Origin of the sequence: Psychroserpens burtonensis DSM 12212 (genome assembly GCF_000425305.1) — a bacterium.
Lineage (GTDB): Bacteria > Bacteroidota > Bacteroidia > Flavobacteriales > Flavobacteriaceae > Psychroserpens > Psychroserpens burtonensis.
On sequence record NZ_AUDE01000012.1, the window covers coordinates 102,682 to 118,384 of the forward strand.

The window sequence follows — 15,703 nt, forward strand, 5'->3', positions numbered from 1 at the left end:
GTATTTTTGAATAAATAAATTTATATATGTCTATTGAGGTTGAAAACATTTCAAAAGTTTATGGCGCGCAAAAAGCACTAAACAACATTTCATTTTCTGTAAATACTGGTGAAATTGTGGGTTTTTTAGGGCCTAATGGCGCAGGAAAGTCTACGCTTATGAAAATCCTGACGACTTATATTGACGCCACGCAAGGCATGGCTAAAGTCGGTGGATTTGATGTACAAGCACATAAACAGGATGTACAGAAAAATGTAGGTTACTTACCAGAACATAACCCTTTATATCTAGAGATGTATGTTAAAGAATACCTCACATTTAATGCTGGCATTTATAAAACGCCTAAAACTAGAATAAATGACGTTATTGAGCTCACTGGTTTAACACCTGAGGCTCATAAAAAAATAGGCCAGTTATCAAAAGGCTACAGACAGCGTGTCGGTCTGGCTAATGCTTTACTTCACGATCCATCTGTTTTAATTTTAGATGAACCTACAACAGGATTAGATCCAAATCAATTGGTAGATATTAGACATTTGATTAAGAATATAGGCAAAGACAAAACCGTGTTTTTGTCAACGCATATTATGCAAGAGGTTGAAGCCATTTGTGATCGTGTGATCATTATTAATAAGGGTGAAATCGTTGCCGACAAAAAACTTAAAGACTTGCGTAATGAGAAGGAACAAACAGTCATTGTAGAGTTTGATTATCGTGTTGAAGAGGCTTTTCTAATTAAGCTACCTAATGCGAAAACCGTGACAAATACGCATGATTTCACTTATGAAATTACATTTTCTACTGGACAAGACATGCGTTCTTATGTGTTCGATTTTGCACACGATAATAAACTAAAAATTCTTCAGTTGAATCAAAAAAACGCGAGTTTAGAAACTTTATTTAGGGAATTGACGAGTTGAAAGTTATGATCCACTTCAGAAAATATCATGAATTTAAAAAGAAAGTTAGATCACATCGACTCTGAAATTAAAAACGGAATAAATTAAAAGCAACAAATAGGTTGCGCAACCTAATTCAATAAAACCCAAACGACACTCAGCTAAATAATAAACGTGCTGAATTATATTATGAAAGCGGGTTTTTAGATGCTGCCGGAAAACATTGGGTTTTGTTCCAACCTACTAATGACGGAATTAAAAAATGGGTCGAAATTTATGATAAATCGGTAAATTATTCTGGCCACCAAATTTTAAAGGACATAACTTTTCGAGGAGATGAATCTAAACTTTCTGAATTTGCTAAAAAGAAATTGCCAGAACTAGAATCTCATAGCAAAATAACAACACATCATATTCGCAAATTCAGACCTAAAGGCAACAACTCTAAAAATCAAAAACACAGGCAAACAATTAATGATAAATTAATAGGATATGGAATATTTGGAATGCTTGTGATAGTCCTTATTCTAATTTTAGTTCGATTTATAACGGTTATTGATTGGGTTTTTTAACCATTACTACTTCTAGATTCCTACCTTATTAAAGTAAATTCGAAACAAATCACAGGAATTAATCTTCAAAAATAAGTGCACCAGTATAAAACTGTTCGACATCAACAACCAAAGGAGTATTCACAACAATCACATCGCCTGTGCTCCTAATTTCGCCTGTTAGCGATTGCTGTGCATTTATAATCAGGTCGTTGCTACTGCGTTGAAAGAGATCAACACTCTGCGCTATTAAAAGACGCCCTTCAAAACGCGCATCACCAGAATAATATCCTAAAAATAGGTTGTCAACTTCCCCACTTATAAAAACAGATGATAAGTTATTAACGATTACACTAAGCGTATTGCAATCAATTTCTAATATAAAATTACCATTTGTATTCACCGTATCTTCTTCAGTAAAATCCTCAGAAATCAAAACCAAACTAGAATAATTTAAAACGCCTTGGCTACTCACATTTCCACCTGAGCCATTTCTAATTTCGGTAAGATTAGGTGCACTGACAAATACTTTTGTAATTCCATACTCGCGCGTCAAGTTACACGCATTATTATTGATCAATTTTAAACGACCCTCTTCTACTTTAACCTCAATATCCTCCATTAAATATTCCCCAGTTTGGACAGTTACTTTTTGAATTGGAGCGTCAATTAATATTAACTCTATGCGAGGAAAAACAGTAACCTCAGTAAATACCTCAACGTCATAATCTCTTTGAATGACATCACCAGCATTTTGAAAACAATCTGGCACATTCTCTCCATTACAAGACAATAGAACGATTGCAAACATTATGTACACTATTTTTTTCATAACCTAACTCCTATTCCAAATTCAACTGCTTCTGCTTTTGCACCATGAGATTTAAGCGTTATCGCACCAAATATCTTATCACCAAAATAACGTTTTAAACCAATTCTATTATAAACGCGTCCTTCAAAATCATAAGGGTAATACACGTAATATCCCAATTGGGTTATAAATGACATTTTATTAATAAATAACTCGTGACCTACAAAAACACCAACACGTTTCCAATCTTCATCACCCGTAATATCAAACTCTGGAAAGGCAACAGAATAATACGTAATCAACTCTTCCAAGAATTTTGAAAAGAATACATCTGCACCAAATTGGATGGCACTTTTTCTATTTAATCGCTTGTCTGCATAGGCAGATATGATATAAAAGGGGTATTGTCCAATACCAATCACATCACTTTCATTAACTCCACTTCTAAAAGCAAAATTATATTTTATGTTTTCTTTATATTTTTTTTCTTCGGAAAATGGAATATATTCGGGTTCGTTCTCATAATTAAACAAATAATTAGCGCCAACGTTAAATACAAACGTATTTGTGGACGTATTTGGTGCTCTAAAGTTGGCATTAGAATAATGGATGACTGAAATACCTGCTTGTAATCCTAAACCTTTAAAGATATTCTCTTTTCTATAATTAAGCATTAAGTAGGTGGAACTCATCAAATCTGAACCATAAGCATTGTTCAAAAAGTTAGTATTCTTATCATAAGGATTCGTGGTGTAAGCAATCCCTTGTCCTATTCTAAAGTTAAGATTACGATTTAAAAAATAAAAATTATAATGTGCATACAAGCTGTAATTTTCACCTAAATTTTTATTTTTCATATCCTGATAGATGAATGAAAAACCCCAATCTGGGTAGTTATATCTACTTTCCCAGTCTTTAAATCCGTATGTTTTCTTATTGTAACTTAATATCAATCCGGTAGGATGATCTGTTATTAAATGAGAAATATCTGAATTGTGCTCTAAGATTGTTCCGTAGAATACATTCGCATCTAAAGTAAAGAGATTAGGATCTTCTTCTTGAGCAAAAGCAGGCGCACAAAACACACAGAATAGGTAGGCTAAAAAACGATTCATAAATCTAGTTAGAGCGTAAAAGTATGTAATTAATTTCAACGCTTTAAACTCTATACGCAAAAAACAAAATTTGAGTTTTAAATTATAATAGATTCACCTAAATACACTTTTTCAGAACAGTTTCATAATTACAAGATATTTCAGTTTTAAAAATAGGGGCTAAAAATTTAGACAATTGCCCAAACTCAATTAAAAAAGCATCGTGACCATGAATCGAGTTAATTTCATTTATGGTGACATTATCTTTAATTAATTTTAAATCCACATAGGTTTCCCAGTTCTCATCCGCTTTAAAAAAGAGATCACTATTGATGGTTACAATATGAATATTTGAACTAATTCTTGATGCCACAGCACTAAACGAAGATCGACCTCTAGTAATATCAACAGTTCTTAATACTTGGTTGAGCAGCTTATATGCCGAAACATTAAAACGTTCATTCAATATCTTACCATGGTGATTAAGCCAGCTCTCCACATTAAAAATTGTATTTGTGTTTTCACTTCTTCGAAATTTGCTCGTCAAAGACTCTGGCGTGCGATATAAGGTCATCGCATGCATTCTTGCATCTACTAATGGTTCTCTTGAATTGTTTAACAAAGCATCTTGGATATGACAATTCGCAATTAACCAATCTGTAGATTTCCAATCTGTAGCAATTGGGACCAGATTATGTATCAAATCCGGCTCTAAAGCTGCTAATTCCCATGCAATCGCACCTCCAACAGAACCACCAATAACAGCAAAAAGTTCATGAATTTTTAATAAACTAAGACCTTCCGCAAAGATTCTAGCAATATCTCTAGCGGTGAAATCTTTATAGTTTTCAATGCGATTGCTTTGGTTTTCATCATATCCATTTCCTGGAATATTGAACGCTAAAACCGTGTAAACATTTGTATTTATACATTTATTTTTACCAATTAGATCATTCCACCAACCCTTTTTTCCGCAGACATTAGAATTACCCGTTAAGGCATGATTAACCATTACTATTGGTGCATCATACAGAGGTCGCCCAAATATTTGATACGACAAATTGATGGCTTGTGATTGGCCATTTTCAGTAAAGAAATTAGGAATCACAATATATTTTAAGGATAGCATACGCATAATTTTTAGGCTAAAAGTGCTTGTTTAACTGCTATAAAAGCATTTTTCAAATCGGCTTTCAAATCATCAATATTTTCGATACCAACAGACAGACGAATTAAATCTTTAGTAACACCTGTCGCTTCTTGCGCTTCATTACTTAATTGCTGGTGTGTTGTGCTCGCTGGATGAATAATTAATGATTTGGTATCACCAATATTTGCCAATAATGAAAATAATTTAGTTGTATCTGCTACTTTTTTAGCAGATTCATATCCACCTTCAACCCCAAAAGTCACAATCCCACTTTGTCCATTTGGCAAATATTTTTTAGCTAAATCTTTATATTTACTGGTCGCTAACCCTGGATAATTTACCCAGCTCACTTCTGGTTGTTCTTGTAACCATTTTGCTAATTCTAAAGCATTTTCACTATGCTTTTTAATACGCAATTCTAAAGTTTCTAAACCTTGAATAATTTGAAAAGCATTAAACGGACTCAAAGCTCCTCCATAATCACGCAATCCTTCAATTCTAATTTTTGCTATAAATGCCGCCGGACCAATAGTTTCACTATACACTAATCCGTGATATCCAGCCGATGGCTCAGTGAATTCTGGGAATTTCCCGTTAGTCCAATCAAAAGTTCCTGCATCGACGATAATTCCGCCTAAAGAAGTACCATTACCATTAATGTATTTTGTTAAGGAATGTATGACGATGTTAGCGCCATATTCAATTGGATTTAATAGATAAGGAGTTGCTACTGTGTTATCGACGATCAATGGCACTTTATGTGCTTTAGCTTCTTTAGAAATTGCTTCAATATCTAAGACATCTAATTTTGGGTTTCCTAAAGACTCAACAAAAAAAGCTCTGGTATTTCCTTGAGCTGCTCTCTCAAAATTTTCAGGATTTGAAGGATCCACAAATGTTGTTGTGATACCATGTCGTGGTAAGGTAACACTCAATAGGTTGTAAGTTCCTCCATACAAACTACTTGATGCAACAATATGATCTCCAGCTTTTAAAAGCGTTAATAGTGTTGTTGAAATAGCGGCTGTACCTGATGCAGTTGCGACCGCTGCAATCCCACCTTCAAGGGCTGCGAGACGTTGTTCTAAGACATCGTTGGTTGGGTTATTTAAACGTGTGTAGATAAATCCTGGAACAGATAAATTAAATCGTCCTGCTGCATCATCTGAATCGTCAAACACATAAGCTGTAGTTTGATAAATTGGGACCGCTCGTGTTCCTCCATTTTTACTAACGTCGTGTCCTGCGTGCAACGCTTTGGTTGCGAATTTTTGTGTACTCATTTTTCTAAGTTTTCGAGTTAAAATATATTAATTCAAAAGTCAAATAAGCCTCACTTGCCCTGAACATAGTCTAAGGATGAAGCATACTTAATAGAAAAATGTTATAAGAAAAAAGTAATTACAGATAAGTAATTACAGTTTGGTTATCTATCTAGCATCGATTTATGAATCGAACAACTGAGTAGAATTTAGCACCTTCTTAATAAAATTAAGGGTTGCTAAGGTTTCAAAGGGTCTAATCCCTCCACCTTTCTTGATAACATTTCAATACATGTTTGAACTTTGTTGGGTCAAAGATTGCAAAAAATATAGTTATAATCCAAATTAAATAGAGTAATTTTCTGTTTAACTATCATTTAACCTATTTAAACAGAAAATTTTTCTGTTATATTTAATTATTACAATATTATATTCTGAAATATTAAAATTGGAGATTTTTGCTTTTAAAATAAAAGTCCGTTCTAAAATTCTATTAACATCCAATTAACTTGTAATCGGTTTTCTAGTTTCAATAATAACTGTACTTTTGTAACCAGTTATTAGGGAGGAAAAATTTGTTCTGATTGCAACCTCTGACACTAAAATACATTTAGTGTTATAAAAATGCTAAAGCAGTTAGTTTTCAACTTCTCTAGCGACCAAGCAATCTCAAAATTCCTCACCAAGAATTGTCAAAACAATTCTAACCTCTCCAAAGGAAAGGTGAAAAAATGAAGTTCAATAAATTTAAAAATTTATATGTCATATTTATTTACTTCGGAAAGTGTCTCTGAAGGCCATCCAGATAAAGTAGCAGATCAAATTAGCGATGCTTTAATTGATCATTTTTTAGCTTTTGATAGCGAATCAAAAGTAGCTTGTGAAACCTTAGTTACTACTGGTCAAGTTGTTTTGGCTGGTGAGGTAAAATCGAACGCCTATTTAGATGTTCAAAAAATTGCACGTGATACCATTAACAAAATTGGCTACACAAAAAGCGAATATATGTTTGACGGGAACTCATGTGGTGTGTTTTCGGCAATCCATGAACAATCTGAAGATATCAATCGTGGTGTTGACAGAGCTAGTAAAGAGGAGCAAGGTGCAGGTGACCAAGGAATGATGTTTGGTTATGCAACTCGCGAAACTGACAACTACATGCCTTTAGCATTAGACTTATCTCATAGGATTTTAAAAGAACTCGCCGATTTGAGACGAGAAAATAAAGATATTACCTATATACGTCCAGACTCTAAAAGTCAAGTAACTATTGAGTATAGTGATGATAATATACCGCAACGTATTGATGCTATAGTTGTGTCTACACAGCATGATGATTTTGATGAAGACGAAGTGATGTTAACTAAAATTAGAAAAGATATCGTTTCTATTTTAATCCCAAGAGTGGTTGCTAAATTGCCAGAGCATATTCAAGCCTTATTTAATGACCAAATCACGTATCATATTAATCCAACAGGGAAATTTGTAATTGGAGGACCTCATGGAGATACAGGCTTAACAGGACGAAAAATTATTGTAGATACCTATGGCGGAAAAGGTGGTCATGGTGGTGGTGCTTTCTCAGGAAAAGACCCAAGTAAAGTAGATAGAAGTGCTGCTTATGCTACGAGACATATTGCAAAAAACATGGTGGCAGCCGGTATTTGTGACGAATTATTAGTTCAAGTCAGTTATGCAATTGGTGTCGTAGAACCAACGTCCATTTATGTAGATACTTATGGCACTTGTCCATTTAATATTACAGACGGAGAGATTGCTTCAAAAATCAGAGGTATTTTTGATATGCGACCAGCAGCTATTGAAGAGCGTTTAAAATTACGCCAGCCAATGTATAGTGAAACTGCAGCTTATGGTCACATGGGAAGAAAAAATGAAACTGTAAGCAAAACATTTTCTCAACCTAATGGAGATGATTTAACGATGGATGTAGAATTATTTACATGGGAAAAATTGGATTATGTAGATAAGGTCAAAAAAGCGTTTGATTTATAAAGATTATAAGCTATTAATATTGAAGCCTCTAAATTAAATATTTAGAGGTTTTTTTATTTTTAGAGAATTTATATATGATATCCAAACCATAAATTTTAACATTTATATTCTCAAATATACGTAGATCTACGTATTGACTTCTTCATAATTAAAGATGACTTTTGTTTCAACTAAATTATTAAACCTAAAATTTATGAAACAAAAAGATAAACACCATTTTAGAATTGTTGTAATGCTTCTAGGAATTTTAACTTGCTTTATTAGTTGTCAAAAAGATGACTTTTAAGAAGATTTAAGCGATGACATACAATTTACACTTAAAAAATCGATGAATGTAAATATTAGCAACAACTTTATACTTTCAGAAAAATTAAAGACGATTACTAAGATATCAAAATTAGACAATCCTAATATGGATGCAAGAGACGTATATAACGCTCAATTTGATTTTAATGTAGATACAGATATTGCTAACTATATTGAATATGGCTCTTATCATTCTTATACTTTTCCAATTATTCGTAACATTGATAATGGTTTGATAGAAAACTTATTATTAAGTCTACAGCAGGATGACACGTACAGAGCGTTTTTAATCACTTACGATTTGACCGATAACGAAAGAGAACAAGTTCAAAATGGTATTGAAATTGATTTAGAAGGAAAAATAACCGCATCTATACTGGACGACGAAAATTGGGTAAATGATAACTTTATTGCAAGAGATAATATTGGTGGTGATGGTTCTGGTTGTGTAGAGTTTGTAACAACCACTGGAAATTTTTGCGAAAACGAAGAAGGAGAAAAAATACGTGATAATGGCCAGTTAGGTAATGGTTGTTCTCAAAATTGGACTACCGAAACCGTAACAAACCTTGTTGTAGATGCAAATTGCCTCTCTGGTGGAGGACCTAATAATGGAACAGACAACGGGAACAACAATGGAACAGATACAGGAACAGACTCGGATAATGGAAGTGGTGGAGGCGGTGGCTCAGGTACAGGTAATGGTGACCCAAACAATACTGACGATTGTCAACCAACTATTGACAATCCATGTCCTGATGATATGACAGTAATTATTACTCCTAAGCCACAAAACACAAAAACTACCCATCAAAAAAATTGTGAGGAACTCAATAAATTGACTTCTCCTCCTGCTTATAATATGCCAAATCCATTTTTGGATGATAATCATCCTGGCAATGCTAGTAGTTTAAATACAAATCCACGCCTAGCAATTCTCAACTCAGACCAATCACTAAATAATAGTGTAGAAACGGGTTTTAGTTTAAGAAATGATGGCAACTTCCCACAACATGGACCTTTTGCAAAGCATGTTTCTGCAAATAATCAAACACATGGCGTAGACTTTCCTTTACATCCAAATCAATATGGTACTGTTCATACTCACCCCTTTAATACCACCAACAAAAAATGGATCCCAATGTTTTCTCTTGATGATATATACTCTGTACTTCAAATACGAAACCTTTATACTTCTAGTCCATTTTTAAATAGTAATAATCCTAATGGTGATGCTCTATTTGTATCTGTGTTGATTGCATATCAAGGAGATGCGCCTAAAACCTATGCTATTAAAGTTGATGATATTACTAAATTTCAGAATTTACAGGCTGTATATAATGATATGAACGATGCTAATGGTGACGGTATAGATGAGTACAGAGAAATGAACCAACAATTAGAAGATTTATATATAGAAAACGCAAATGATTCGTCTGGCACAGAAGCGCAGTATCAAAAGGTTTTACTTAAATTTATATCAGACCTAGATATTGGCGCATCTTTATACCAAATGGAACAAACAAATGAAGGCACTTCTCAGGTTCAAGAAACTTGGAAGAAATTAGACATAGGCCTTACTGATAATGTTATTGATTCACAATGTTAAATTTTAAAAAATAATTATAATTATGAAATACTTAATATATACGATACTGTTATTTATATCTATCCTTTCTTGTAAAGCTCAATCTCCAATTGTAGATATAGACGCTCCAAGGTCTAGCACAATTGATGGTGCTTATTTTAAAGACATCAATAATGAATTTAATAAGTTTACTGGAACATGGTTTTTTACTGAAGGTTCAACATCAATAACTTTTGAAATAAAAAAAGTAGAGATGATTTTTAATGGCACAGATTATGAAGACAAATTAGTTGGTGAATATAAATATGTTAGTAATGGACTGATTGTTGTTAACACTTTGGCTAATATTTATAATCAGAATAGTGCTCAAAATAATATTAATGGAAGACGCCTTATTGAAAATGACCAATCTATAATTTGTAACGATTGCTCTCCAAATGAACGGAGAGTTGAATTGACATTTTATGATAGAGATAGATTATATTTATCTCCTTCAATTATACTAAGATATTTATTTAATGAAACTAATCCTGAGAAAATGACTGCAACATTATATCTGAAGAGCAGTTCCCTTTTGCCATATGAAGGCGCACCTACTTCACCACGTGTACCTTATGGTACTTATTTAATGGAGAAACAATAAAAATAAGATTATCAAAACCAACCAAAAACTAAAATACTATTTAGTTTTTGGTTGGTTTTTTTTCTTATACAGAGCTTTTATGTTTTCTGAAATTTAATTATGAAAAACTTATTTTTTACAATATCAGTATTACTTTTAGCTTTATCATGTAAAGCACAAAGCCCAGTTTTAGCTTTAGACACATATTATCACGAAATACCTGACGGAGCATACGTCAAAGATCTAAATAACGAATTAAATAAATTTGTTGGCACATGGCTGTTTACTAATGGTACAACTTCATTTACTTTAGTTTTACAAAAACATGAGCAAACGTTCAATGATGATTATTATCAAGACTATTTAGTTGGAGAGTATGCCTATGTAGGTAATGGGTTAACAATAGTAAATACAATACCTACCTTAAACAACACCCAACTTAGTTTGGATGATAGAAACATTGGAGGGAGATATGTAGTCAAAGGACCAGACCATAATTGTACTGACTGCTTAGCTAATGAAAGACGAATTGATTTATATTTTTCAGACCCAAATCGAGAATATCTATCTACAGGCATTGTTCTTCGTTATTTAGTCAATGAAAATAATCCAGAAAAAATTACTTCGACTATTTATGTTGTTGGCAATGTGATGTTACCTTACGAAGGTGCTTCGTCTTCACCTAGTGTGCCTTATGGCACTTATTTGATGGAGAAACAATAAGTAATTTATATTAATACTCTAAAAACCTCTAAATTTTAATTTGAAGGTTTTTTGTTTTGCATAGAGTTCTTATACTAGTTGACATCTAATTATGAAAAACTTATTTTTTGCCATATTATTCTTACTGCTCGCATTATCATGTAAAGCGCAAAGTCCAATTTTATCTTTGGACACTTATGAACATCAGATACCAGATAATGCTTATGTTAAAGATTTAAATAACGAATTGAACAAATTTGCTGGCACATGGATTTTTAGCCAAAATAACATAACATTTACAATAACTTTACAAAAACAAGAACAAACTTTCAATGGTGATTATTATGAAGATTATATCATTGGAGAATATGCCTATTTGATTAATACTTTAGAGATAATAAATACACTATCTTCTCTACAGGAAGCAAATGCAACGAATAATTCGCAAACTAATGAGAATATAATCGTATATTTAAATATTAGAAATATTGGTGGCAGGTATTTAGAAAACGGACAAGATTCTGGTTGTAATGATTGCTCAGAAAACGAAAGAGTTTTGGAATTATATTTAGTTGATCCAGATCGAAAGTATCTATCAACTTCATTAATTTTACGTTATTTAGTTAATGAAAATAATCCTGAAAAAATGACTGCAACAATTCGTGCAAGAACTGGAGTTGCAGTTCCTATAGATGGCTTCACCTCACCTCGTGTGCCATATGGCACTTATTTAATGGAGAAACAATAAATAAATATTAATTAGAAATTTCAAAACCTCTAAATTTTATTTTAGAGGTTTTTTGTTTTGCATAGAGTTCTTATATTAGTTCACATATAATTATGAAAAACTTATTTTTTACAATATCAGTATTACTTTTAGCTTTATCATGTAAAGCACAAAGTCCAATAGTTCCATTAGACACTTATATTCACGAAATAGCAGATAATTCTTATGTAAAAGATATAGACAATGAATTAAATAAATTTATTGGCACATGGGTTTTTAGTGATGGGAATTCTTCTTTTACTTTAGTGTTACAAAAGCAAATACAAACCTTTAACGATGATTATTACGAAGATTATATGATTGGAGAATACTCATACAGCATAAATGGACTTACAGTTGTTAATACAATCCCATTACTTAATAGTACAAATTTAAATCTGCAAAGAAATATTGGTGGTAGATATGTTGTCAAGGGAGCAGACCATAATTGTCCAGCCTGCCTACCTAACGAAAGACGAATTGACATGTATTTTTCAGATCCAAACCGAAAATATTTATCAACAGGACTAGTGTTACGTTATTTAGTTAATCAAAGTAACCCAGAAAAAATCACTGCAACCATTTACGTTGTTGGTAATGTAATGCTACCTTATGAAGGTGCTTCATCTTCACCTCGTGTCCCTTATGGTACTTATTTAATGGAGAAGCAGTAAGTAAAATTTGGTAACCCATTATTTAATCAACTTAGCTGTGAACCAATTACCCTCGAAGTAGAATTGTTTACATGGGAGAAATTGGATTATGTGGATAAGGTGAAAGCTGCTTTTGATTTGTAAATAAATCAAAAATCTAAACGATATAAGTAGGTTGTCTAAAAAAGACAGCCTCCTGTCATTTTAAGGCCAGTGCAAAAAATTAAAAAATGGATTACTAGTGCATTTCGACTGCGCTCAATGTGACACACGACTCATAAATTGACTTTTTATATATCCACTTTTAAAAAAAACACGATTCTACGCAACCTTTTAATAAAATCACCATCTTTAGTATACAACTCTATATTTAAATCAATTGTCTATGAAAATTTTCAAGTTCGTTTTATTAGTCTCGTTGGTATTTTGCGCAGCCTCTTGCAACAAAGATGACAGTCCTAGTAATACTCAAAATCAAGATCCGAACCCAGACCCAATAGCATTTGCTCAAAATTTTGGGAGTGAAATTTCTAGAACATTTTTAGGCACTGTTGTAGACACTAACAATAATCCTATTGAAAATGTAATGATTAGCATTGGAAGCTCAACTGCAAGTACAGATCCAAATGGTGTATTCATAATTAATAATGCCACGGTTAACGAACGTTTTGGATATGTAAAAGCTGAAAGAGCTGGTTTCATTCATGCATCAAGCGCAGTTGTACCAAGTGAAGGTACAAATAAGGTTCGCATTACCATGTTAGCAGAAACTAGTGCTGGCACAACCTCAAGCGGGACTCAAGAAACCATCAATTTACAAAACGGAGCATCTGTAGCTCTTGAAGGTGATTATATAAAACCAGATGGTTCCTCATACTCTGGCAGTGTGAATGTCATTATGCACCATTTAGATCCTGCTGATGAAAATATGCAAGATCAAATGCCAGGAATGCTCTATGCTGCCAACGCTCAAAATGAAGCGCGTATGCTCCAAACGTTTGGAATGTTGGCTGTTGAGTTGAGAGGTGATAATGGTGAAGATTTGAACTTAGCTGAAGGTTCTAGCGCAGAAATCACTATGCCTTTAGATCCAAGTCTCATAGCAATTGCGCCAAGCTCCATACCGCTTTGGTATTTTGATGAAGTTAACGGGTATTGGATTGAAGATGGTGAAGCAACTTTAGTTGGGAATGCATATGTAGGAAACGTGTCTCACTTTTCATTTTGGAATTGCGATGTACCTGCTGACTATATCGATTTTTGTGTTACTGTAAATGATAGTGTAGGAAATCCACTAGCTAACGCTTATGTTGCGTTAACTAGCAGCAATTTTGGGACAGGCTATGGTTATACCAACGAAAACGGAGAAACTTGCGGATTGGTTCCAGCCAACGAAACTTTAGAAATTAATGTCTATTCTTATGATTTGTGTGGCGGAAGTCCGATTTACACCAATACCGTTGGCCCTTTTACTGAAAATACAAGCATCAATGTTACCATCCAAGAAAACCCCGACCTTATTTCTGAAACTGTGATAGGAACTTTTAATGATTGTGATGGTAACGCGATTACAGATGGCTATGTTCGTTTAAGATATGGTAATGAGTATTTCACAGATCTTGTTACTAATGGAGATTTTGAGATTAACCTTATTAGGTGTGATGTCGATAATACATTCACATTAAAAGCGAGTGACTATGTTAACATCCAAGAAACAGACTCTTTAAGCTATACATTTACAACGCCATTAACTAATTTAGGCACCATTCAATCTTGTAATACTATTGAGGAGTTTATCACGTATCAAGTAAATGACCACCCTCCTATCTCCTACAACTTCAATATTCAAAGTGGACTTGACGGCAACTACCTAACCGTTTCTTATACTTCTGAAAACCAAGAAAGTTACTTCAATTTTTATATAGATGCTTTTAATGGAGCTAACACGTATACCAATGGCTATTTGAATTTCTTTGATGAGAACTTTGATAGCACCACCTTAGAATCTCAATTTATAGGAACCTCTAACGTCACTTATCTTGGCGACGTTGATAATTATATAGATATCAACTTTACGGGTGTTATTACAGATTTCAATAGCTCAGATGAGACACCAATTTCTGGGACTATGCATGTTTTAAGAGATTATTAGATCTACAATTTTCAAGTAAAAAGCCTTCTCAGTTTAATTGAGAAGGCTTTTTTTCTTCGGAAATTGGATAAAATAATTATCCACGTCTACCACCCATACGTTGAGATCTAAATTCTTTCATTTTCTCAACAAGCGTAGCTTGGTAATCTTTCTTATTAATTTCTTTTCCTTTATCTGGTGCCTCTATTTCAATAGTTTCTTCTGGATTGATGACCAATTTAGAACATAACATTGTGGTATCTCCTGCACTTACTTCTAAAATTAATCCTGGAAGCCCCCAATATTCTGATGGTCCATGACTCACAGGTATTTGTGGCGAATACCACGCTTCTACCTCGGTCATTGCAATTTCTGGCTCTATTGTTTCTCCAGTAGCAGTATTAGCAGCTGGAGCACTATTAGGCCAAGAAAAAGAATACCATGTCAATTCATCTGTCGGTATAGATGCTGTGGCTTTAAAACACATGTAACTTCCTATTTGCTTGCTTTCTGATCCTAATTTCCAATCTATAGGTTGTAGGCTATCTTTTACTAAAAAACGTTTGCCATAAAACTCCTGATCTTGAATTTGTGTATTGGTCTTTACATTCTTGTATTGATCTCCTGCTGCAAAGTTTTTCCCCCAAGAATCTGTTGCCCCAGACATCGCATCTAGCTTTTCCTCTTCCGTAAAGTAAGATTCTGACTTATTAAATGTAAGCGTATATGTTTTTTCTAGTCGATTTTTTAATTGTGCCTTCATGGCCTTCTTTTGTTCTTCACTCATTCTTGCTCCCCAAGCCCCAAAGTCTATAGAAGATTTCGCCATGTAAACGGCCTGGCCTTGAAATTCTTTAGCATCTTGCGGATTGTTTGAATTGGTGCTTGTACTTGGATTAATAATCATTAATCCTATGAAAAACAAGGCTGTAAATGTGGTAAGTATAAATTTCATAATTGCAAATAACAGTTAGTTTGTCTAACAAATCTATATAAATATTAAACATTACTAGTGGTTTTATTATAAAATTAACAGCTTAAGGATGTCATAGGCTCTTAATAAAAAAGGCCTTCTTTATATGTAAGTAGGCCTTTTTATCTTTGCGTTAAGAATGGAGTCTTTGATGAAGCTCCCCAAAGAGAGGGACTGCCGAG

The 15,703-nt window shown here is 33.4% G+C and carries 13 protein-coding genes, 1 pseudogene and 1 riboswitch; of the genes and pseudogenes, 9 read left to right on the forward strand and 5 right to left on the reverse strand.

The window, feature by feature from the left end; all coding sequences use genetic code 11:
• The first annotated feature begins 26 nt into the window (after positions 1-26).
• Positions 27-920: a gliding motility-associated ABC transporter ATP-binding subunit GldA gene (gldA, locus tag H593_RS0105775; protein WP_028871569.1), complete on the forward strand. Its 894-nt coding sequence runs from the start codon at positions 27-29 to the stop codon at positions 918-920.
• A gap of 137 nt (positions 921-1,057) precedes the next feature.
• Positions 1,058-1,471 (forward strand): annotated as a pseudogene (locus tag H593_RS0105780) (DUF6584 family protein); the annotation flags it as partial.
• 58 nt (positions 1,472-1,529) lie between these two features.
• Here H593_RS0105780 and H593_RS0105785 read toward each other — a convergent pair.
• From H593_RS0105785 to H593_RS0105800, 4 genes are all read right to left on the reverse strand, one after another.
• Complete coding sequence (locus H593_RS0105785) at positions 1,530-2,282, reverse strand: head GIN domain-containing protein (protein WP_028871571.1); 753 nt, start codon at positions 2,280-2,282, stop codon at positions 1,530-1,532.
• Complete coding sequence (locus H593_RS0105790; protein WP_028871572.1) at positions 2,279-3,376, reverse strand: acyloxyacyl hydrolase; 1,098 nt, start codon at positions 3,374-3,376, stop codon at positions 2,279-2,281. Before H593_RS0105790 ends, H593_RS0105785 begins: the two co-directional genes overlap by 4 nt.
• 97 nt (positions 3,377-3,473) lie before the next feature.
• The gene (locus tag H593_RS0105795; RefSeq protein WP_028871573.1) at positions 3,474-4,484 is read right to left on the reverse strand and encodes an alpha/beta fold hydrolase; all 1,011 of its coding nucleotides are present in this window, start codon (positions 4,482-4,484) and stop codon (positions 3,474-3,476) included.
• 11 nt (positions 4,485-4,495) lie between these two features.
• Positions 4,496-5,788 carry an O-acetylhomoserine aminocarboxypropyltransferase/cysteine synthase family protein gene (locus H593_RS0105800; RefSeq protein ID WP_028871574.1) on the reverse strand — a complete coding sequence of 431 codons (1,293 nt, stop codon included), beginning with the start codon at positions 5,786-5,788 and terminating at the stop codon, positions 4,496-4,498.
• Between the two features lie 140 nt (positions 5,789-5,928).
• Positions 5,929-6,051: riboswitch (SAM riboswitch) on the reverse strand.
• 475 nt (positions 6,052-6,526) lie between these two features.
• On the opposite strand from H593_RS0105800, the gene metK reads away from it, so the two are divergent.
• From metK to H593_RS0105835, 7 genes are all read left to right on the forward strand, one after another.
• Positions 6,527-7,780, forward strand: a complete 1,254-nt coding sequence (gene metK / locus H593_RS0105805) for a methionine adenosyltransferase (RefSeq protein WP_028871575.1) — start codon at positions 6,527-6,529, stop codon at positions 7,778-7,780.
• Between the two features lie 328 nt (positions 7,781-8,108).
• Complete coding sequence (locus H593_RS0105810; RefSeq protein ID WP_028871576.1) at positions 8,109-9,695, forward strand: hypothetical protein; 1,587 nt, start codon at positions 8,109-8,111, stop codon at positions 9,693-9,695.
• 22 nt (positions 9,696-9,717) lie between these two features.
• Positions 9,718-10,317, forward strand: coding sequence for a DUF6705 family protein (locus H593_RS0105815; RefSeq protein ID WP_028871577.1), 600 nt, complete (start codon positions 9,718-9,720; stop codon positions 10,315-10,317).
• Between the two features lie 99 nt (positions 10,318-10,416).
• Entirely contained in the window at positions 10,417-11,019 is a 603-nt protein-coding gene (locus H593_RS0105820) for a DUF6705 family protein (protein ID WP_028871578.1), read from the forward strand.
• Between the two features lie 91 nt (positions 11,020-11,110).
• Entirely contained in the window at positions 11,111-11,746 is a 636-nt protein-coding gene (locus H593_RS0105825) for a DUF6705 family protein (RefSeq protein WP_028871579.1), read from the forward strand.
• 92 nt (positions 11,747-11,838) lie between these two features.
• Positions 11,839-12,438 (forward strand): DUF6705 family protein, encoded by a 600-nt coding sequence (locus H593_RS0105830; protein ID WP_028871580.1) that lies wholly within the window; start codon positions 11,839-11,841, stop codon positions 12,436-12,438.
• A 364-nt stretch (positions 12,439-12,802) separates the two neighbouring features.
• A complete protein-coding gene (locus tag H593_RS0105835; RefSeq protein ID WP_028871581.1) occupies positions 12,803-14,569 on the forward strand; it encodes a carboxypeptidase-like regulatory domain-containing protein in 1,767 nt (588 codons plus the stop codon).
• A 76-nt stretch (positions 14,570-14,645) separates the two neighbouring features.
• Here H593_RS0105835 and H593_RS0105840 read toward each other — a convergent pair whose 3' ends face one another.
• Positions 14,646-15,503, reverse strand: a complete 858-nt coding sequence (locus H593_RS0105840) for a GLPGLI family protein (protein ID WP_028871582.1) — start codon at positions 15,501-15,503, stop codon at positions 14,646-14,648.
• Positions 15,504-15,703: the final 200 nt, after the last annotated feature.

What these genes read in the sequence shown, in the direction of transcription:
- gldA (WP_028871569.1), top strand. Translation starts at nt 27, where the DNA reads ATGTCTATTGAGGTTGAAAACATTTCAAAAGTTTATGGCGCGCAAAAA.
- H593_RS0105785 (WP_028871571.1), bottom strand. Translation starts at nt 2,282, where the DNA reads ATGAAAAAAATAGTGTACATAATGTTTGCAATCGTTCTATTGTCTTGT.
- H593_RS0105790 (WP_028871572.1), bottom strand. Translation starts at nt 3,376, where the DNA reads ATGAATCGTTTTTTAGCCTACCTATTCTGTGTGTTTTGTGCGCCTGCT.
- H593_RS0105795 (WP_028871573.1), bottom strand. Translation starts at nt 4,484, where the DNA reads ATGCTATCCTTAAAATATATTGTGATTCCTAATTTCTTTACTGAAAAT.
- H593_RS0105800 (WP_028871574.1), bottom strand. Translation starts at nt 5,788, where the DNA reads ATGAGTACACAAAAATTCGCAACCAAAGCGTTGCACGCAGGACACGAC.
- metK (WP_028871575.1), top strand. Translation starts at nt 6,527, where the DNA reads ATGTCATATTTATTTACTTCGGAAAGTGTCTCTGAAGGCCATCCAGAT.
- H593_RS0105810 (WP_028871576.1), top strand. Translation starts at nt 8,109, where the DNA reads ATGAATGTAAATATTAGCAACAACTTTATACTTTCAGAAAAATTAAAG.
- H593_RS0105815 (WP_028871577.1), top strand. Translation starts at nt 9,718, where the DNA reads ATGAAATACTTAATATATACGATACTGTTATTTATATCTATCCTTTCT.
- H593_RS0105820 (WP_028871578.1), top strand. Translation starts at nt 10,417, where the DNA reads ATGAAAAACTTATTTTTTACAATATCAGTATTACTTTTAGCTTTATCA.
- H593_RS0105825 (WP_028871579.1), top strand. Translation starts at nt 11,111, where the DNA reads ATGAAAAACTTATTTTTTGCCATATTATTCTTACTGCTCGCATTATCA.
- H593_RS0105830 (WP_028871580.1), top strand. Translation starts at nt 11,839, where the DNA reads ATGAAAAACTTATTTTTTACAATATCAGTATTACTTTTAGCTTTATCA.
- H593_RS0105835 (WP_028871581.1), top strand. Translation starts at nt 12,803, where the DNA reads ATGAAAATTTTCAAGTTCGTTTTATTAGTCTCGTTGGTATTTTGCGCA.
- H593_RS0105840 (WP_028871582.1), bottom strand. Translation starts at nt 15,503, where the DNA reads ATGAAATTTATACTTACCACATTTACAGCCTTGTTTTTCATAGGATTA.